Here is a 21,831-nt window from a genome sequence, read left to right on the forward strand (position 1 = left end):
AACAATTTAATTATAACCTATGGAGGTAAATATCCCTTTTAACATCGTTTAAAATTACTTTAAATAAACGTTTTTAGAATTTAGAAAGATACTATTTAATTATTTATTTACGGAGGGCAATATGAAATTTAACAAAATAGATATTATATTCATAAGCATACTATTATCTTTTATAATAATAATGACACTTGGAATAACAACATTCACAAATAAATCAATAGAATTACAACAAAATGAATTCAAAATGAGGCAAATTGGAAAAGTTGAAATCATAAAATCATCTATGTTCATTCAAATAAACACATTAATATCTCATATAGATACACTATCAAAATCAAAATATGCTCATTTAAGCATAAAAGATAGTATATTCATCCCAGAAATAGTAAAAGATGACTATATGAATCACAATGAATTAATAGCCCATACATTTTTAGATAAAAATTTAAATCCAATCGGTTTCTATTCAAAAGAGACCAATGATAAAAACTCTGAAATTTATTCTGAATTGAGAAAATACATAGAAAACAATTATGATACTATAAAAAATATAGATGATATGCTGATAACAAATATAAAAGTGACAGATAATTATGAATTCTTTTCAATAATAAAAAAAATTCCAACATATTCAGAAGTTAAATATTTAATATTCACAATAAACTTAAACTCACTCATAGAAAATTATATAAAAATACTTCCAAATAATATAATGAAAAGCATATTCATAATAGATGAAAAAAAACAAATAATTCATGATCATGATGAATATGAAATTGGAAAAAATATTGAAGAAATATATAAAGAAAACCCACAAATAATAACTTTAGCAAATAAAATGGTAAATAATGAAAATGGTACCGAAACATACTTCGTGAAAGAAAATGAAAAAACAATACAAAAATTGATGTCATGGACAACTTTAAGTATGGATGAAAGAAAAATAATAATAGCGATGACAGAACCTCTAACAGAAATAAATCAAGTTATAACAAAATTAGAACTAATAGGAATAATATTAGGAGTAGTTCAATTAATGTTTTTAATGTTATCCTTCTATATATATTTTGATATAAAGAAGAAAATTGGAAAAGAACAATCAAAAAAATTAGAAAAAATAATTCATGAAAGAACTAAAGAACTCGAAAAATCAAAAGAATTGATAAGTGATCAAAAAGAAGAACTTGAAGCCAGTAATGAACAACTAATTGCCTATAATGAAGAATTAATAGCTCAAAAAGAAGAATTAGAATTTTCTTTTGAAGAATTAAATAAAGTAACTGAAAAATTTGAAGAAATAATCCATATAATATCAAAAATAGATATAACAAAAAAGCCAAACAGAGATCAATTCTTATCAGACCTATTCAAGAGTGCCATGAAAATAACTCCAGAAGCTAACTATGGAAGTGTATTCAAATACGAAAATGATAAAATTGTATTTATAGACTGTGTTGGTCATGATTTAGAAAAACTTCAAGCACTTGATTTAAAAATGGAAATATTCGATCCAATTCCAAGAGAAAGAGCTACAATAATAAAAAATATAAACCAATATACCTTGAACAATATGGAAGGATCCACAAAGAAAGAATTTGCAGACGGATCTAAATTAATGAAAGAAACTCTAACATTTGATTTAAAAATAGACGATGTAAAAATAGCTGGAATAAGTTTAGATATAGCTCTCGAATCTGAAAAATATTTTGGAAATGAATCCTTAAAAGTAATGGAAGCCTTTAGAAATATAGCAAATGCATTCTTTAAAATACAAAAATCTCAAGAAAAACTAGAAAAATATGCAAATTATGATGAATTAACTGGAATATACAATAGAAGAATGGGAATGATAATTCTTGAGGAACAGATGAAATTCACAAAAAGATATTTAACTCCTCTATCAATATGTTTTTTAGATGTGAATAATCTAAAAATAACAAATGATAAATTTGGTCATAATACTGGTGATAAACTTTTAACAGATATAACAATGATAATAAAACAAAATATAAGAGAAATTGATATTTTATGTAGAATGGGTGGAGACGAATTTTTAATAATATTCCCAAAATGTACAGAAAGAAATGCAGAAATGATATGGGAAAGAATAAAAAAAGACTTTGACACCATAAATGAAATAGATAAAAAAGACTATGAAATAAGTGTTGCACATGGAATTTACGAATATAAATTTAATTCCTTCATAACCCTTGACGAATTAATATCATTTGCCGATAAAAAAATGTACACAGAAAAAAGAAAAATGAAAAAAGATGATAAATGTTAAATACTTAAAATATTAAATGCAGGGGTGGGGAAAAATGAAATATAGACTAAAAACTGTATTATTCATTCTTATAATGATAATATTCTTGATTTCTATACTCCTAACGGGGTTTTACAGTTACAAAATCTCCAAAAATGCTTTAAATGAAAAAGGGAAAATACTATTAAAAAATTCTGTAAAAAGTGCGATGGTTTTGGCAAAAGAAAAATACAATGACCATATAAAAAAATATGGAAATGAAGAAAATTCAAAAATTTCTTTAGAAAATGCTCTATCGAGTATCCCTTCCGATCAAGAAAATGACTATTATATAATATATGATTCAAAAGGAAATATAATAATGCATCCAGAAATAAAAAATCAAAATGCATATAACTATTCTGATGCAAAGAATCCAGAATTCAAAATGGTACAAAAAACTATAGAAATTGCAAAAAATGGTGGAGGATATATAGAATACAATTGGAAATATCCAAAAAATACTTCTATAGGATTAAAAATATCATATGCAGAATACTTTGAACCATGGGATTTGATAATAACTTCAACGGCTTATTATTCAGATTTCAATAAAGAAGCCGAAAAAATAAAAAACTATATGATAATATTCTCAATAATATTCATATCACTTGGAATAATATACATAAACAATTTCAGTAAAAAAATTTCAAAACCAATCGAAAAAATATCCAAAGAAATGAAAAATTTTGACATAAACCTCACAAAATCATATAATAGTGAAAAAAATAAGATAAAAGAAATTGAAGAAATAACCTACTCTTACAATAAAATGATAAAACAAATAAAAGACTCATTCGATGAAATAGAATCTATGAATGAAGAAATTGAAGATAGTTATAAAGAAAATCAAAAATTGATGAATAAAATGGAAAATTTGATAAGTATTTCAACAAAAATATTTCAACAAACAGATAAAAAAAACTTCCTTGTAGAAGTCTTTGATAACTTGTTTGAATTTATTCCAGAAGCTGACTATGGAATAATATCGACTGTTGAACAAGATCGTATCATATTTTTAAAATCAAAGGGACATGATCTAAAAGGATTGAATTCATTAAAAATATCTATAAATGATTATGATTTTAAAAAAAATGTTGAAATTATAAAAAATACAAAAACAATAAATAAAATATCCACAAAATATCCACAACTCCCAAATCATTTAAAAAATATATATAAAACTTTATTCATACCAATAAGAACAGAAAATAAATTCTATGGAAATATAACTTTACATACATCATACGAAAGTAAGAGCAATTTCACTTCAGAATCATTTAGATTCGCAGAATTTTTTTATAGTTTTATAAAAATGTTCATGACCTTAAAAGAATTTGATGAAATAGAGACAAAAACCCAAACAGATATAATAATATCCTTGATAAAAATGATAGAATACAAAGATAAATATACGAAAGGCCATTCAGAAAATGTCGCAAAACTCGCAAAAAAAATGGCTATAGAAATGAATCTTCCAGAAAAAGAAATACAAAAAATATACCTTGCTGGTTTGGTACATGATATAGGAAAAGTACTCATAAAAGATGAAATACTTAATAAGCCTGGAAAATTAACTCCAGAAGAATTCGATGAAATAAAAAAACATCCCCTATATGCATATGAAGTGTTGAACAAAATGACAAGCATGAAAGAAATAGCAAAGATAGTAAAACATCATCATGAAAGATGTGATGGCAAAGGATACCCCGATGGTTTAAAATGCGATCAAATACCTATATATTCAAAAATATTGAGTATTGTAGACACTTGGGATGCTATGACTAGCAACAGAATATACAGAAATAAATTGACAAAAGAACAAGCACTTGAAGAACTTTATAAATGCAAAAAAACTCAATTTGATGAGAATATAGTAGAAATATTTTCAAGTATGATAAAAAAAGAAGAATCTTAAAAAGATTCTTCTTTTTTATATTATTTTAATCTCAAAGCTTGCCCTTCCAAGAATTTCAAAGTTATTTCCATCATGCCAAACTTCACCAAAATACATTATTTCTTTTCCTTCTAAAGAATAAATATCATATCGCCATGAATATAATAAATTATCTATATAATGCAAAATAAAACCCTCATATGAGGGTTTTATTTATTTTCTACTTCCGGGTTTTATAGGTTTATCTCCATTCTTACAAAATGGACAATCATCTTCTTCATAAATATCTGGTTTGATATCAACTAAAGAAATTATTTTATCTCCATCTATTTCATCTATACTACCTCTATTCACTATACAAGCTTTATATATTTTTTTCGGTTTATAATTTTTTAAAACTTCTATAACTTCTTTTGTAGATTTTCCAGTTGTTATAACATCTTCTACTATTAAAATTCTCAAATTTTCTTCCAATACAAATCCACGTCTTATATCCATATTTCCTTCTGAATTTCTTTCTGAAAATATAAAATTTTTTCCTAAAGCTTTTGCAGTTTCATATCCTATTATTATTCCGCCAAGAGCTGGAGAAACAACTATATCTACTTCATCATCTAATTTGTCAGCAATCATCTCCCCAAACATCTCCGCATAATCTGGATACATCAATACTTTTGCACATTGTATATATGTATCTGAATGTTTTCCAGATGAAAGCAAAAAATGTCCTTTTAAAACAGCTTCAGTTTTTTCTAAAATATTCATTATATTATTTTTCATAAATATCAATCTCCTCATTAATATTATTTTTTAAAGTGATCAAACTTTTCTTTGGATCTTCAGAAAAAATAATACCTCTTGATGAATTAATCAATATATTTTTATTATATGTACTTTTAATAAGAGCTTTCAAATCTCCGCCTTGTGCACCTATACCTGGAATTAAATAAATTTCATTTTCTGTTATTTCATCTAAATCTTCTATACATTCTTGAGTTGCACCTGCAACTATTCCAACTCTATTTTCAAATAATCTATTCAATTCATTCGCCAATTTTGAAGTTTTTATATGAAGTTTATTTGGAATTATCAAATCTTGTGCACTTTTATTAGATGTCAAACTCAAAATAAATATATGTGAATCTTTAAATTCAAGATATGGAATCAAAGAATCTCTTCCCATATAAGGATTAACTGTTATAGAATCGATTTGCAAATGATCAAAATAATATTTTGCATAAGCTTTTGCAGTATTACCTATATCGCCTCTTTTACAATCTATTATTATTGGAGTATCAGTACTTTTGATATATTCAACTGTTTTTTCCATCATTTTAATACCCTTATATCCAATTTGTTCATAAAAGGCTATATTCAATTTATAGGTATTTGTATTCTCATAAGTAGAATCTATTATATATTTATTAAAATTGAAGATTTTTTCTTCATTCACTCCAAATTTATCTGAAATTTTTTCTATATCGCTATCAAGTCCAACACAAACTCTTGAATTCCTGAGATCAACATTTTTCAAATATCTATTATAAAACATAATTATCAGTCCTTTCATGAGATTTAGAAACAATATCTTCAAAGTTCTTATTCTTAGATGATAAATAAAAAGCTGTATTTTTAATAATCTTATTAACAATTTCTGGATCCATCATCATAGCCGTCCCAACACCAATAAGATTTGCTCCAGCCATGGCCAATTCAATAGCATCTTCATGATTAAAAACTCCACCCATACCTATTATTGGTAAATATGGAAATTTTTCTCTTATTTTATAAATACAATGTACAGCCATAGGTTTTATAAAAGATCCAGATACACCCCCAGTTTTCATTTTCAAAATAGGTTTACCTGTATTTATATCTATTTTCATACCTTTTAAAGTATTGATCAAAGTAACTCCAGAAGCACCATTATAAACACCTATTTTAACGAGTTCTTCTAAATTACTTTCATAACCAAATTTCAAAAAAATAGGTTTATCTGTTGAATTACAAGATCTTTCAATAACTTTAGAAAGTAGTTTTTTATCATTTAGAAGTGTTGCTCCACCTTTATTTACATTTGGACATGAAAGATTTAATTCATAAAAATCTATATCATAATCATCAATTTTTTCTATCATATATTCAAAATCATATTCATTATATCCACCTATACTTATTATCTTTAAAGTATTATAATCTTCTATTCTTTTAATTTCATTTTCTATAAAATAATCTATTCCTTTATTTTCAAGTCCTATAGAGTTGAGAAGTCCATCATTCAAATTAACTATTCTCGGAGCTTTATTACCTATCTTGGGTTCTTTTGTTATTGTTTTAGTAGTTATTCCACCCAAATTATTTATATCTATTATTTCTGAAAGTTCTTCAAAGTTTCCACAAGGTCCAGAAGCTATGATAAAAGGATTTTTTATTTTTTTATTGAATAAATTTGTTTCGAGAAGATTCATTATAAAATCACCTCTTTAATATTAAATAAAGGTCCATCTTTACAAACCATTTTAACTCCATCCACAGTATCAACAGGGCATCCTTTACACATACCTATTCCACAACCCATATTTTCTTCCATAGATATCCACGCTGTTTGATAAGAATCTATTATATACTTTAAATATATAAACATTCCTTTTGGACCACATGAAATTATATTTATATCTTTTCCTTTATTTCTATTTAAAATATAATCAACGGGATTCATTCCATCTATTCTATCAACAAAAATATTATCATCATCAACTATGCTTTTTATACGATAATCAGAAAATCCAAAAACACTATCTTCAATAATATTTGGATAGATTTTTTTTAAATGCATTAAAGGGGCACTTCCACAGCCCCCTCCAATCAAAATATATTTTTTATTAAAGTCTATAAACTTAGAAAAAGGAGAACCATAAGGTCCCCTAAATAAAAGTTCTTCTCCAATTTTTAGCTTTATTAAAAACTTAGAAAAATCTCCTGCATTTCTTATCAAAACTTTAAATTCAAAATCCTTACAATCCATTACAGAAAATGGCTTAGAAAGATTATAACCATCTTTTGATTTCATCATCAAAAATTGTCCTGGCTCTATATCTAATTTTTTATCGGTTTTAAAAGTAATAACTCCATAATTATAAAAAGATTTGTTTTCGACAACTCTTGCTAAGTTCATACCAAAACATCTTCTTTCGAATAAACTTTTTTACCTTTTATAAAAGTATATTCAACAACACCAGGAAGATCCATTCCCATAAAAGGAGTATTTTTACCTTTTGAAAATACTGTTTTATTATTTACATTCCATGTTTCATTTTCATTCAAAATCACTAAATCAGCAAAATATCCTTCTTTTATATCTCCCTTTTTTTCTAAATTAAAGATTCTTGTTGGATAATAAGTTACCTTTTCTATGAGTTTTTTTAATGAAATATCTTCTTCAATAGAAAGTTTCAAAAGAGAGGATAATAAAGTATCTAAACCACTTATACCATTTGGGGCATTCTGAAACTCTACTTCTTTTTCATAATCAGCATGTGGTGCGTGATCTGTAACTATTATATCTATTAAATCATCTTTTAAAGCTTGAATAAAAGTATTTCGAGATTCTTCATCCGCCAATGGTGGATTAACTTTAAAAGATGTAGAATAATCTTTTAAATCTTTATCTGTAAATATCAAATGATTATGTGTAACTTCACAGCTAACCTTAACTCCATCTTTTTTTGCATTTTTTATTAAATTCAAACTTTCTTGAGTTGAAACATGAGCTATATGTACATGTGCATCTGTATATTTAGCAAGTTCTATATCCCTTGCAACCATTATAGATTCTGCAACAGAAGGTATTCCATAAATCCCATAAAAATTTGAATATTCACCTTCTCGCATAAAACCCGTTTTAGATAATTCTTTAACTTCTGCATGATTTATTATAGGTCTATTAGTCATTTTATAATATTCAAGAGCTTTAAGCATTATATGTGCATTTTCAACTGGATTACCATCATCTGAAAATGCTATTGCACCTCGTTTAGCCATATTAATCATCGGTGCAAGTTCAACACCTTGTGATTTTTTAGTAACAGCTCCTATAGGCAAAATTTCTGAAAGGCCATATAATTCAGATTTCATTTTTAAATATTCTACTAAATATTCATTATCTATAACAGGATCTGTGTTTGGCATTACTCCTACAGTAGTCACACCACCTTTAACTGCAGCTTTAAGTCCACTCTCTATAGTCTCTTTATATTCATATCCTGGTTCTCTGAGATGAACATGCATATCTATAATACCAGGTATTAAAGTTTTTCCATTTAAATCAATACATTCATCATATACAAGAGAATCTGGTGTATCTTCACATGAAAATATCTTTTCAATAATTCCATTATTTAAAAGTAAATCAAACATTCCATCACATGATTTAGATAAAACTTTAGCATTCTTTAAAAAAATTATCATATACCTTCACCGCCCATCATCTTATAAATCAAGGCTGTTCTCGTTGCAACACCATTTTTAACCTGTTCATTTATAACTGAATAATGCTTATCTGCTATACTACCAGAAAGTTCTACACCTCTATTTATAGGACCTGGATGCATAAGTATTGCGTTTTTATTGGCATATTTTTCAAATAATTCTTCAGTAATTCCAAAATTTTCATTATACTCTTTAAGACTGGCAAATAATCCATCTGTCTGTCTTTCAAGTTGCATTCTTAAACCCATAACAACATCTGATCCTTTAATCGCTTCAACAACATCATTTGTAAAATTCATATTATAAAGTGAAGATGATTTTGGTGTAAGTGTAGACGGTGAACAAACAGTTATATTTGCACCGAGTTTATTTAAAAGTTTGAGGTTAGATCTTATAACTCGACTATGATAATAATCTCCTATTATTGAAATTCGTAAATCTTTAAAAGAACCAAATCTTTCAAAAATGGTAAAAGTATCGAGTAAAGCTTGTGTGGGATGTGCGTGAAGACCGTCTCCAGCATTTATTATTTGAGCATCTGTAAACTTGCTTATAAAAGCTGGCGAACCAGGTTCTCTATGTCTTATAACATAAAGATCTATAGACATAGATGACAATGTAAGAACTGTATCTTTTAAAGTCTCTTTTTTAGATAAAGCACTTGAAGAAGTATTAAAATTTAACACATTCATTCCTAAAAATTTTTCTGCAAGTTCAAATGAATTTTTAGTCCTTGTACTCGGTTCTACAAAAAGATTACAAACCGTCTTATCTTTAAAAATAGGCAATTTATTTACCGGTGAACTCATTCGTCTTTTGAATATTTTAGCAAGTTCAAAAAGTTCATAAACTTCCATTATTTCTAATTCGTCAACATCGTAGAGATTTCGTGCTCTCATGGCAATCATATTAATCTCCTCCTAAATTTATTTAATTTTATAAAAAAAACACTCATCTAAACAAAGATGAGTGTTCCATAATTGATTTCATAAAGAGAAAATGATATCCCCTGTTTTAAAAACAGGTTATGGAGGAATATTGATTTTTTATTAAATTCATTGTTCATATTAACCCTCCTATCAATTTCTTATATATACTAACACTTTTAAAATATTTTTATTTTACATAAAAATTAATTTTATTTTACATTTTAAGCACATCATCCTTCAAAATCTTAAAACCTTCATTCTCTATATATTTTAATCTTTCAAATTTCTTTATTAAACTATCTTTATTTTCTATAATATAATAATCATTATGACCTAAAAAAGGATATTCCAAAACTAATTCAGAAAAAATTGAAGATACTTCTAAAAATATTTCAATCACTTCTGAACTTATATTCAAAGAAGAACTTTTCTCTCTTAAATAATTTAAATAGTCATAAATAGCTCTTTTAGACTCATTATAAACTGAAAGACAGTACTTGAATCCAAATCTATCAAAATCTCCTTCCTTGATAGAAAACATTAAATTATCATATGCTTTTAAACCTTTAGAATAATACTTTGAAATATGAAATTTCTTATTCCATTCTCTAACTCCATATGCTAAAGAAGTTCTATAAGCTTTTTCATTGTCTATTTTAATAAAATCTTTTATAAAACAAATATATAAATATGGAACTAAAGAAAAACCAAGATTTTTATATAAAAGAGGATCTGGATCATCATTTGCAACATCTTTTGCAAAAAAAACTTCATCTTCATCATCATAACCATTAATAATTCCAAACTCTAAAATATCTGTTGGTGCCCATATAATAACAGGTGTATCTTTATCTATATAATTTTTTATTAAAGATATACAATCATTTTGTAAATACCTATATGTATTTAAATCATTATTAAAATTTAATTTAAAATCTGAATAAATACCTACTCTATCGAGTTGATGAAAATGTTCACTTCCCCAATCATAAACAGTTACTCCACCAGCATCACATTTAGTTCCAATTACAAAATCAAAAGCTCTTCCAGAAATACCTAAAAGTTCAAAATTAGAGATATCATCAAAACCCTTATATTTCAAAACAGATTTAACCGCGCCCATAAAAGAGTTCCACATATTAATTTTTTCAACATTTTTTAAATATTTTTTATTCATAAAAATCATCCTCCGAATACTCATTCATAAAACCCTTAATCATCTTTAAAAACTTTCTTTTCAACCAATTTGGTTTTAAAATTATAAATCTATTATTCCTCGAGAAAAGATCCATTATAAGTTTTTTTGAACTCTCAAACTGTATATAAAAATTATTTTCTATTTTCTTAAAACATTTAATTCCATTCAAATCATCATCACCAAAATACTTTATGATGGCTGTATAAGGCTTTGTATATTTAAAACTATTTTCATCATCTTTATACTCAGATTCATCAAAAAAACTATAAATAAACCTTTCCTCATCTATAACTTCAAATCCAACAACTCTATCCAATCTAAAAACTCTTATATCATCTCTCAAATGACAAAATCCAACAAAATAATAATTAAATCTATTCTTAAAAATCTTATACGGAGAAATTATCCTTAAATCATTTTCAGAATTATATTTATGATAATTTATTTTTATTTTTTTATTCATTTTAATAGTATCATTTAAAGTATTATAAAAATCTAAAATATCTACAGGAATATCTACAAAAGGCATATCAAAATCTTTAACCTTAGAATCACCGCCAGAAAGTTTAAGAAATAAATCTGCTATATTTTGTGCAGAATCATCATTTATCTTAGAGTATCTTTCAGCCAAAAAAGATAATAATTCTTTATCTTCTTGTCTTATAAAAATACTTGGAAGATCAAAATCTTGAGAATAGACATAACCTTTAACTTTTTTAGAATATTCAATAGGAGCATTCAAAGAATATTTCATATATTCTATATCTCTATAAACTTGTCTTGAAGATATCTCAAATTCTTTAGATATCTTGTTCACAGTGGGGTAATTTTTATTTTTAATCATAGAATCAATCCACTGTATTCTGTGAAAATTACTCATAAAAATCATCTCCAAAAAATATAAATAAATCTAAAAAAATTATATCAGTTTTATACTGACATAATACGTCAGATCAAAAAATGTATAATTAAAATGAAATTATATGGGAGGTGGTTTTTATGATAGAAGTAAAAAAATTTGAAACAAGAAAAGACATAAAAGTTATGGGGTTCAATACAAAAACAGACATGCAAAACGCTTCAAAAGATTGTGGAGACATATGGCATAAATTTGATGAATATTGGGGAAAAGGATATTTCAAAACAAAAAATGAATATTATGGAATAAGTCATGATTATGATGAAAAAACTGGAAAATTCAGTTATATGGCAGCTGTAACCCTAGAAGATGATGAAAAACCTTATGAAGAAATGGAAACCTTAAACATACCCCAAGCATACTATGCAGTTTTTGAACATGTTGGAGATGTAAAAACTATGAGTCAAACTTTCAATAAAATATTTCAAGAATGGTTACCAAATTCAGAATACACTTATGATCCAAAAGGAAAAGATTTTGAACTTTATAATGAGGATTTCAAACCTCATCAAAAAGAAAGTAAAGTATATATATATTTACCTGTAATTAAAAAATAAACCTTGAAGGACAGATTAAAATCTGTCCTTCAAGGTTTATTTTTTAATTATATTTAAGATTTTTTTAAGTATTTATGCAAAAAACTTTTTTTTATATTCATAATCCTTAATATTTTCGAATAATTACCTTAAATCAAACTTTGATAAAAAAATATAAAGTAGTAGAATCTATTTAGTTGCAATATGCACGCAACTAATTGGAGGTCGTGAAATGTTTAATCTAAATGAAACACAACATAATATATTAAGACAAATATGGATGAAAGATTCCTTTACAAGACAAGAAATATCGAAAGAATTAAAAATAAATAGATCCACTGTTTCAAGAAATATTGAAGGTTTTCTCGATGAATCAATAATAATAACTGATGGAGAAATATCAGCAGGACAAAACGGTGGAAGAAAAACTCAAAAATTAACATTAAATAATGATAGATTCTATGTACTTGGAATATCTATAATAAAAAGAAGAATCTTTTCAATATTGATAGATTTAAAGGGAAATATTGTAAAAAAAGGTGAATTGAGAAAAAGTAGTGTTGGACAAAGTTTAATACAAGATCTAAAAGATGAAATAAAATCATATGAAAAATATTTTAATAAACTATTAGGAATAAGTATTTCTTTACCCGGTGTTATAGATTCTAACAGCGGTTTAATAAAGCTTTCTACAAACCTTGAACTGCATAAGGTGAATCTAAAAAAAACTATGGAGGATGAATTTGGAATTTATACTTTTATAGAAAATGATGCCAATTCAGGGGCTGCATCTTATCTATTATATTTAAAACTACAAATTCAAAATCTCTTGTATTTTATGTTCTTTTTTCCAGAAAACATATTAACCCTAAAAGGTATGGGTGCCGGTATAGTAATAAACAAAAAGTTATACAAAGGTAGTTTTTATTCTGCAGGAGAAATTAAATTCAAACAAAATCTTCCAGAATACAAGAATAAATCTATAAGCATAGAAGATATCAAAAACTATGAAACTGTAGAATCGTCATTAAAGGAAGATATAGAACTATTTATATCGAATCTCGCAGATAAAATATCCGAATATTCATTATTTATGAATCCAGATAAAATAGTGCTTGGGGGAGATATACTATTAATTCCAGGAAAAATAAAAAATATATTCATAAATAAATTATACGAAAATATGGAGAAAAATCATGAAGAATCATTCATTCTTTTGGACAACAACAAAGTAGATACTATAGCAATTGGTTCAGCAATATCTTTTATGAATGAATTTATGAATGATTATGATTTTGCAAAAAAAATATTAAAAAAGATGAAAAAAGGTCATCTTAACAAAGTCTCTTTTTAAAAATCTCTGGAGGTGGGAAAAGCATGTTCAAAAAAGTATTTATTATCTTAACAGTAGTTCTTTTAGCTACTTTTGGATTTGCGAAAGAAAAGATAGTGTTCTGGAACTTTATGATGGATGAAGATACAGCAAGTTTGATATTAGACAAATTTGAAGAAAAAAACCCAGATATAGAAGTTGAATTCGTTCAATTATCTTGGGCAAACGGTTTCGATAAAATAGTTACTGCATTTGCAGCTGGTACAGCACCAGATGTACTCGAATTGGGAAACACATGGGTTGCAAATTTTGCAAATGAAGGTGTTTTAACAGATTTATCTATATATAAAAACGTAAGAGATGATATCGTAGGTTGGAATCAAGTTCAATTCAATGGAAAATATTGGGGTTTCCCTTGGTTATTGGGTACAAGAGCTATGTACTATAACATAGACTTATTCATGCAAGCTGGTTTAGATCCAGAAAATCCACCAAAAACATGGAGTGAGGTTCTCGAAGCTGCAAAAAAAATCGATGCATTGGGTTCAGACGTATATGGTATGGGTATGGCAATAGGAGAACCTTATTCACCATGGCAAGAATGGTTCTTACCCGCAGTTTGGGGTAATAATGGTGATATAATGACAAAAAATTTAAAAACAGCTACATTGAATAGCCCAGAAGCAATTGAAGCTGCTCAATTCTATAAAGATTTATCAAAATATGCATTAAAAACAAAGATGAACGATTTACAAGCTGCTTTTGGTCAAGGAAAATTGGGTATGTTGGTAACTGGTGCAAATGTTATTTCAGACACAGCATCATCATATCCTGAAACAAATTTCTATGTTTCTTTTGTTCCAAAACCAGATAAAGGCGGATTCTCTGCATCATTCGCTGGTGGAGAAGTATTAACAGTACCAAAACAATCAAAACATAAAGAAGCAGCATTAAGACTTGTTAAATACTTAGTTGAAGCTGATGTAGCAATGGATATAACAAAAAGAGTTCCTGTAATATTCCCTTCAAACTCAAAAGCTGCTGAAGATCCTTGGTTTGAAGATCATCCATTAGAACAGATCTTCTTAGAACAAAATGCAACAGCTGTTCCAGCATCTCCACATCCTAAGTTTGAAGATATTCAATCACTTGTAAGTACTGCTGTTGAAGAAATAGTATTAGACAATGCAGACATAAAAAAGACTCTTGATAAATATAATACAAGAATACAAATAATATTAGACGAAACTAAATGGTAAAATTATTTTTATAGGGACGGGAGTCATTCCCGTCTTTATTTTAGGAGGGTATCGATATGCTAAGCAAAACCAAAAAAAGATGGAGCATCTTTCTATTTTTATCCCCCTGGATTATTTCTTTTTTGGTTTTTGAATTATATCCATTAATATTTTCTGTATATATAAGTTTTACAGAATATTCAGGGTTAAATCCACAAAAAATATTTGTTGGTTTTTCAAACTATATACAAGCATTCAGTGATGAGGTATTTTTAATAGCTTTAAGAAACACTTTTATTTTCGTTATATTAACAATTCCTTTTACAATAGGTATCGCTTTAATATTGGCAATATTATTAAATAATAAAAACCTTCCAGGTAGAAACTTCTTTAAAGCGGGTTTCTTTTTGCCATCTGTAATTTCAATGGTAGTTATATCTATGATGTGGCTATACCTATATTCTGCAGATGGCCTTTTTATAAAATTGGGAACTATGATGGGATTTGATCTGCCTGCAAGGAGTTTTCTTGCTTCTCCAGATTCGGCATTGATGTCCATAATGTTTATGGATGTGTGGGCGGCCTTTGGATACTATGTAATATTTATATTTGCAGGACTTCAAAATATACCAGAAGCTCTTTATGAAGCGGCGAGAATAGATGGTGCAAGTTCATGGAAAATAGCTACAAAAGTCACTTTACCTATGATAAAACCAACTCTTTTTTTCGTAATATCAATAAACACTATAAGATCTTTTCAAATATTCTCAGAAATTTATACGATGACTGGTGGAGGACCAAGGAACTCCACACAAACAATGGTTCATTATCTATATGAAGTTTCATTCAAAAAATTTCAGCTCGGTTATGGATCAGCTATATCCTATATATTATTTATAATAATAATGATATTCACAATTATTCAAAAAAGAGCTCTTAGGAGTGATTATTGATGAAAAAAAAGACAAAAATGAGTAAAATAACAAAAGTAAACTTAATAATCCTTTCTATATTATTTGTTTTTTCTATGATCCCATTAATAATGACATTTATGACAGCTGTAATTCCTGAAGGAGATCTTTTCAATATAACAAAAGAAAAAACTCTTTTAGATTTTGAATTAAGTAAATTTTTTCTTAAAACTAAGATGAAAACAATAGGAACATTTGACTATGATATATTTGAAGAAAATGATAAAAAATTTATAACGGTTGATATAAAAGAAAAAAATACTGGAATATCTTCTTTTGCAAGAGATTTAGATATAAATTATTTAAGACATTTTGAATTAGAAATAAATCCAAATAAAAAATTGAATAACATACTTATAGGATTAAAAGATATTGACGGGAAATATCAAATAGTGAGTTATAAAATAAACACAAAACCAAATGAATGGCAAAAAGTTAAACTTGAATTAAATCCTGAAGATTTTGGAGAAGTTGATACTAAACATACTGCTGAAATTCAAGTATTATTTGATGAAGAAATAAAAGTATCCATGGATAATGTAATTCTAAAATATAAATTTCCTACATTCATGAACTTTAAAACTGTTTGGGAAGAAAATGATTTCGGACGATATATGTTAAACTCAACAATAATATCTATATCGGTAGTTTTAGGAAATTTAATATTCTGTTCATTGGTTGCATATCCTTTTGCAAGAAAAGATTTTAAAGGAAAAGAAATACTATTCATGATAGTACTCGCAACTTATATGATTCCACCACAAATAAAGGTAATACCAATATTCATACTAATGCAAAAACTAAATTGGATAGATACGTATCAAGCTTTAATAATGCCTACACTTGTAACACCGTTTGGAATCTTTTTGATGAGACAATATTTTGAGCAATTACCGAGAGAATTAGATCAGGCAGCTTATGTAGATGGTGCAAATGATTTTCAAATATTCACAAAAGTTGTAATGCCTTTAAGTGGTCCTGCTCTCGCAGTATTGGGGATAAACTCATTCATTGCAAGCTGGAATGATCTATATATGCCTTTGGTATTAACCACTTCAAAAGAAATGAGAACTGTACAAGTAGGTTTGGCAATGTTTCAAAAAATAAATGGTGTAAAATGGCCTTTGATTATGGCAGCATCAGCAATAGTTGGAATTCCTGTTATAATTGCATTCTTATTCTTCCAGAAAAAAATAATAGCAGGAATAACAGATGGAGCATTAAAAGGATAATATAAGAGGTGATAAAATTGTCAGATAGTTTCGAATATAAAGGCGTTGTAGAAGGCTTCTATGGAAAGCCATGGACTTTCAAAGAAAGACAAGACATAATAAAATTTATGGGAAAAACTGGGTATAATATATACATATATGGTCCAAAAGCTGATGAATTACACAGAGATTCATGGCGTGAAAAATATGATGATGAATTTATAAATGAATTCAAAAAACTCGTAGATATTGGTAAAGAATATGATGTCGATGTTTCAATAGCAGTATCTCCAGGATTATCTTTAATTCATTCGAGTGAAGATGATTTAAATGCATTATATGAAAAATATATGCAATTTGTAAACATAGGAGTTAATACAATATCATTATTTCTCGATGATATACCTTGGAAATTACAACATGAAGAAGACATTAAAAATTATGAATGTCTTGCACAAGCTCAAGCAGATTTCACCAATAAAATATATGAAAAATTGCAAAAAAAAGTTGAAAATTTAAAATTCATACTATGTCCAACAGAATATTGGGGAAAACCTCATGTTGAATACCATGAAGTACTTGGAGAAAAATTGAACAGAAAAATTGATTTAATGTGGACAGGTCCTAAAGTATGTTCTGAATACTTAACAGTAGATGATGCCATAAACGTTTCAAAGTCTTTCAAAAGAAAAATACTATACTGGGATAATTATCCAGTAAACGATTCTGTAATGGTTCCAGAAATGCATTTAGATGGATATATAAAAAGAGATAAAAAACTTTATAAATATTCAAAAGGTATAATCATTAATCCTATGAATCAAGCTTATGCATCAATATTCAGTTTAAAAAACATATCATATTATTTAAATAATCCAGAAAAATATGATGAGAAAAAACACTGGTTAAAAACAATAAAATACTTTGCACCAGAAATATGTGAAGAATTCCAACATTTTGCAAAATACAATACAAAAAGTCCTATAAATGATAAAGATCCAGAAATCATAACAAACCTAATATCTGAATTCGAATATTTATACCATAAAGATGTTGAAAAAGCTTCTTTACTTCTAAAAAATGAATCAGAAAAAATTGAAAATAATTATCAAAAAATAAAAAAATACTTAGATAAAAATCTTTTAAAAGATATAGAAAAATGGCTTGAAGAATATAGAACCATATCTCAAATGTTAAACGCATTATCAACATTGGTATCGAGCTATTATGAAATATTTGAAAATGCCAAAATAGAAAATATGAACAAAGTAAAAAGTAATATAAAAAATTTAGAAGATATAACTTTAAAAATGGTACAAGAAGAAACTTTTATCGGGGGTATTGAGTTAATAAAAACTCCTTTAAAATATTTAAAATATGCAAAGGGGTTCATAAAACTTGTTGAATACTAAAAAGGAGCTGTTAAAAACAGCCCCTTTTTATTTTAAATTTATCAATATATCATCCATTATTCTTGGAGAACCTTTTTCAGCTCCTCCATATGTCCAAATCTCTGGATTTAAATCCACATTCCTTAAAACAGCTTCTATACCATCATAATCCCAAGTTGTTATATAAACGTTCCAATTATCTACATTATCAGTTTCGAATAAAGATAAAGGAATTAAAAAAGTTATTTCATTATTCTGCTTATCTACAACTATATCTGGCGTAGGAGTTATAACTTCTCCCCTATTATCTTCAGAACTATTCAAAGACCTATGAGCTGAACTCATCCATCCAGTTGCATAAATCATATAATCCCAATCTTTATTCTCTGGCATAAATCCATCTTGTTTAGGTAAAACTTTCTGGCCTATTTTATTTGGATCATCAAAATATATCATAAATACTAAATGATCAAAACCATTTGAAGGATTCCAACCATCTGTTATCTCTTTCATACCGATATTAAGTCTCATCATCTTTCCTATTTGATTTATACTAACTTTAGTTATATCATTCTGATTAGAATATGTACTATCTAAAGGATATGAATAATTACCATTAAATCCATTATCATCACCTATTTCATCTGAAATTTCTGCTAGATTCTTAACAGGAATATCAAAATTAACCCTATAAAGCTCAGAGTAACTCGTATAAATAGGAATTCTTCCATAAGCCTTAACTATTATAGTATGATCACCAGGAGTAAAATCATCGAGTTTTATAGAAACCTTAAAACTTTCATTCATCTTTTTGTTCAAATCTACAGATTTATACTCTTTTTCATTTCCATCAACTATTATTTTAACTTGCTTTGCATTATTGGCAATACCTTCAATAATAAAATCATTAGAAAACTCAGTTTTATCCTCTAAATTATTTATAATTACATTCAAATCACTTTTCTTAACCTTTGCAATTTCATCTGTAATCTTATAAACTCCAAAAGATTTATTATTCAATAAAATATTCAAAGGTCTCTCATAAACTATATCTTTATCATTTAAGTTTAAAATATAAACGGGACTTAATTTAGTTCCATCTTCAACATCAAGATCTATACCTAAAGCATACTTTCTATTTTGAGCCGTATTCAAAAGAACTAAATACCTTTCAGATTCATAAGTTAAAGTATAAGCAAGTGCCCCTGGTCCATTCTTTTCAGAATAAAGAATATCTATTTTACCCTTTCTAAATACTTCATTTTCAACTCTTAATTTGTTGAGATCTCTTATCATATTATAAATTGGACTATCTGAATTAAAATTATCCTTATCACCAGATGCAAAACCATCTTTAAACATAGTTGCACGAGTTTCTATAAATAATTGTTCTGTACCATAATATAAAGTAGGAACTCCTGGAATAGTATAAATCAAAGATAGGGCTTGCTTCAAACTACTTATATCAGAAGTTGAATAAAATCTTGCCATATCATGATTATCTATAAATGTAACCATTCTTGAAGGATCATACTGTTTTTGTCTTTCAAGAAGTCTGAATGCCAAAAAATCGGTTGGTTTACCCTCTCTAAAAACTCTTGACATATCTGTATAAAGTGGAAAATCAAGCATAGATTTAAAACCATTATCTATATAATCTTTTATTTTAAGTTCTGCAGAATTATCATATGGATCTGGAGTTAACCAAGCTTCACCATAAGTAAAAAAATCTGATTTTCCAACATCTCTTGCTTTATCATATATATTATCCTCACCATTAAAAAAATCATTCCAATAATCCATAGGAACATAAATAGCCGTATCTATTCTATAACCATCAACACCTAAATCTTCAATCCAAAAATTGTATGCATCCTTCAAAGCTCTTCTAACCAAAGGATTTTCTGTATTTAAATCATCCAACTGAGAAAATTCGGAATCATATACATTAGAAGGATCTATTTCAGAAGGCCAATGGTATACATTCAACTCTCTTTGTTTTAAATCATTATAATCATTCTGATTAAAAGGATATGAGTCTGGACCACTTGGAACAGATTTTTCATTCTTCATATACTTACCATCTTTATAAACGAAAAAATTTCCCGTATGATTTGCCACAATATCTTGTACTATATACATACCTCTTTTATGGACTTCATCGACAAGTTTTCTGTATAAATTTAAATCTCCAAAATGCTCATCAATATCTTTAAAATTTCTTGCCCAGTAACCATGATATCCACCATAATTAACCTCGCCATCCCACCATTGATTTGCAATTGGAGGAGTTATCCAAATAGTGTTAAATCCCATACCTTGAATATAATCAAGTCTATCTATAATCCCTTGAATATCTCCACCATTAAACTTATCATTAGTTTTGCCATACTCTATAGCAGAATCTGTTTGTACATCATTTTGATTATCTCCATTCTCAAATCTATCTATCATAATAAAATAAATAGAATTTTTACTCCAATCTGGAGATTCCATAGTTGAAGAAAACGTTATCACAGATAACAAAAAAAGTACTGAAATGATAAGAAAAACCCTAAATCTATTTAACATATATTCACCTCCAGAGTATATTATACCTCAAAAATAAATTAAAAGACAGACTTTATAAAGTCTGTCTCGAGAAGCCCTTCAAATATAAATGTAATTTAAAAAAAGGCCCAGCCTATAAGACTGGGGGGTTGTATGAACAAAAACAATAGGCTATATAATAAACTATAAAACACTTAAAAACATATACATTATATTATATTTTTATTAATCTTATATAAACTAAACTCCATTTAAATTATATTTTTATTTATTTTTTATTAACCTTTCAACAAAAAATATATTCAATCAATTGATTGAATATTAATATTTGATATAAAAAGAAAAATGGAATCCAATTAGGATTCCATTTTAAATGTATATGAATTAGTATAATCTAAAAACATCAATGTAAGAATTTTCATACTTATAATTTTCTCTTGGATCATAATATAAAGAGCTAACTTTTTTCTTCTTAAATATTTTAAACATACTATTCAACCTCCTTATATTCTTCGAATTACTTCTAAGTAAATATCTGATAATTCATTCAATCTGTTAAATCCTTCATAATAAGATTCTGCTTTTCTATTTATATATATATTTTTCTTCATTATTATTACCTCCTGAGAAATATTTTTCATTCATCACTATCATAAACAATAGATATAACCCTACGTCAACATGCAAAGAACTCTTTAAAAGATAAATTAATGTAAAATATCGGTATGACCCTACATTAACATTAAAAATATAATAGAATTAATACATCAAAAACTCTATAAACCTCATCAAATAACATTTATAAAAAAAGTTATTTTTTTCACTTTATCATTTTAAAAATAAAATTCTAAAAATTCAAATATTG

18 protein-coding genes are annotated in these 21,831 nt (G+C 26.8%); 8 read left to right on the forward strand and 10 right to left on the reverse strand.

Translation table 11 applies throughout. The features are described from left to right. Window positions 1-121: 121 nt before the first annotated feature. Complete coding sequence (locus C7380_RS05995) at window positions 122-2,287, forward strand: GGDEF domain-containing protein (RefSeq protein ID WP_109604588.1); 2,166 nt, start codon at window positions 122-124, stop codon at window positions 2,285-2,287. A gap of 34 nt (window positions 2,288-2,321) precedes the next feature. Continuing rightward, on the forward strand, window positions 2,322-4,223 hold the full coding sequence (locus C7380_RS06000; RefSeq protein ID WP_158274799.1) for an HD domain-containing phosphohydrolase: 1,902 nt from the start codon (window positions 2,322-2,324) through the stop codon (window positions 4,221-4,223). Window positions 4,224-4,238: 15 nt separating this feature from the next. Here C7380_RS06000 and C7380_RS13495 read toward each other — a convergent pair whose 3' ends face one another. The 9 genes from C7380_RS13495 to C7380_RS06040 all read right to left on the reverse strand — a co-directional run bounded on the left by C7380_RS13495 (window position 4,239) and on the right by C7380_RS06040 (window position 11,697). Beyond that, window positions 4,239-4,388, reverse strand: coding sequence for a hypothetical protein (locus C7380_RS13495; RefSeq protein WP_158274800.1), 150 nt, complete (start codon window positions 4,386-4,388; stop codon window positions 4,239-4,241). Window positions 4,389-4,415: 27 nt separating this feature from the next. After that, on the reverse strand, window positions 4,416-4,982 hold the full coding sequence (gene pyrE, locus C7380_RS06005; protein ID WP_109604590.1) for an orotate phosphoribosyltransferase: 567 nt from the start codon (window positions 4,980-4,982) through the stop codon (window positions 4,416-4,418). Continuing rightward, on the reverse strand, window positions 4,972-5,754 hold the full coding sequence (pyrF, locus tag C7380_RS06010; RefSeq protein WP_109604591.1) for an orotidine-5'-phosphate decarboxylase: 783 nt from the start codon (window positions 5,752-5,754) through the stop codon (window positions 4,972-4,974). Before pyrF ends, pyrE begins: the two co-directional genes overlap by 11 nt. After that, the gene (locus C7380_RS06015) at window positions 5,744-6,670 is read right to left on the reverse strand and encodes a dihydroorotate dehydrogenase (RefSeq protein WP_109604592.1); all 927 of its coding nucleotides are present in this window, start codon (window positions 6,668-6,670) and stop codon (window positions 5,744-5,746) included. Before C7380_RS06015 ends, pyrF begins: the two co-directional genes overlap by 11 nt. After that, window positions 6,670-7,377 (reverse strand): iron-sulfur cluster-binding protein, encoded by a 708-nt coding sequence (locus C7380_RS06020; protein ID WP_109604593.1) that lies wholly within the window; start codon window positions 7,375-7,377, stop codon window positions 6,670-6,672. Before C7380_RS06020 ends, C7380_RS06015 begins: the two co-directional genes overlap by 1 nt. Further along, a complete protein-coding gene (locus C7380_RS06025; protein WP_109604594.1) occupies window positions 7,374-8,669 on the reverse strand; it encodes a dihydroorotase in 1,296 nt (431 codons plus the stop codon). Before C7380_RS06025 ends, C7380_RS06020 begins: the two co-directional genes overlap by 4 nt. Beyond that, on the reverse strand, window positions 8,666-9,598 hold the full coding sequence (locus C7380_RS06030) for an aspartate carbamoyltransferase catalytic subunit (protein ID WP_109604595.1): 933 nt from the start codon (window positions 9,596-9,598) through the stop codon (window positions 8,666-8,668). The genes C7380_RS06025 and C7380_RS06030 overlap by 4 nt, the downstream gene beginning before the upstream one ends. A 235-nt stretch (window positions 9,599-9,833) precedes the next feature. Then, on the reverse strand, window positions 9,834-10,796 hold the full coding sequence (locus C7380_RS06035; RefSeq protein ID WP_109604596.1) for a hypothetical protein: 963 nt from the start codon (window positions 10,794-10,796) through the stop codon (window positions 9,834-9,836). Beyond that, complete coding sequence (locus C7380_RS06040; RefSeq protein ID WP_158274801.1) at window positions 10,789-11,697, reverse strand: helix-turn-helix transcriptional regulator; 909 nt, start codon at window positions 11,695-11,697, stop codon at window positions 10,789-10,791. The genes C7380_RS06035 and C7380_RS06040 overlap by 8 nt, the downstream gene beginning before the upstream one ends. A gap of 119 nt (window positions 11,698-11,816) precedes the next feature. Here C7380_RS06040 and C7380_RS06045 point away from each other — a divergent pair, with 119 nt between their 5' ends. The 6 genes from C7380_RS06045 to C7380_RS06070 all read left to right on the forward strand — a co-directional run bounded on the left by C7380_RS06045 (window position 11,817) and on the right by C7380_RS06070 (window position 18,437). Then, window positions 11,817-12,293, forward strand: coding sequence for a GyrI-like domain-containing protein (locus C7380_RS06045; RefSeq protein ID WP_109604598.1), 477 nt, complete (start codon window positions 11,817-11,819; stop codon window positions 12,291-12,293). 211 nt (window positions 12,294-12,504) lie between these two features. Continuing rightward, window positions 12,505-13,626 carry an ROK family transcriptional regulator gene (locus tag C7380_RS06050; protein ID WP_109604599.1) on the forward strand — a complete coding sequence of 374 codons (1,122 nt, stop codon included), beginning with the start codon at window positions 12,505-12,507 and terminating at the stop codon, window positions 13,624-13,626. A gap of 23 nt (window positions 13,627-13,649) precedes the next feature. Beyond that, a complete protein-coding gene (locus tag C7380_RS06055; protein ID WP_109604600.1) occupies window positions 13,650-14,864 on the forward strand; it encodes an extracellular solute-binding protein in 1,215 nt (404 codons plus the stop codon). Between the two features lie 56 nt (window positions 14,865-14,920). Further along, window positions 14,921-15,796, forward strand: coding sequence for a carbohydrate ABC transporter permease (locus C7380_RS06060; RefSeq protein WP_109604601.1), 876 nt, complete (start codon window positions 14,921-14,923; stop codon window positions 15,794-15,796). Further along, window positions 15,796-17,046 (forward strand): carbohydrate ABC transporter permease, encoded by a 1,251-nt coding sequence (locus C7380_RS06065; RefSeq protein ID WP_240597538.1) that lies wholly within the window; start codon window positions 15,796-15,798, stop codon window positions 17,044-17,046. The genes C7380_RS06060 and C7380_RS06065 overlap by 1 nt, the downstream gene beginning before the upstream one ends. A gap of 17 nt (window positions 17,047-17,063) precedes the next feature. Beyond that, entirely contained in the window at window positions 17,064-18,437 is a 1,374-nt protein-coding gene (locus C7380_RS06070) for a beta-N-acetylglucosaminidase domain-containing protein (RefSeq protein ID WP_158274802.1), read from the forward strand. Between the two features lie 27 nt (window positions 18,438-18,464). Here the strand turns inward: C7380_RS06070 and C7380_RS06075 are convergent, their stop codons facing one another. Then, complete coding sequence (locus C7380_RS06075; RefSeq protein WP_109604603.1) at window positions 18,465-20,987, reverse strand: alpha-amylase family glycosyl hydrolase; 2,523 nt, start codon at window positions 20,985-20,987, stop codon at window positions 18,465-18,467. Between the last annotated feature and the right edge of the window lie 844 nt (window positions 20,988-21,831).

The sequence above is a fragment of the Oceanotoga teriensis genome, assembly GCF_003148465.1.
Classification (GTDB): domain Bacteria; phylum Thermotogota; class Thermotogae; order Petrotogales; family Petrotogaceae; genus Oceanotoga; species Oceanotoga teriensis.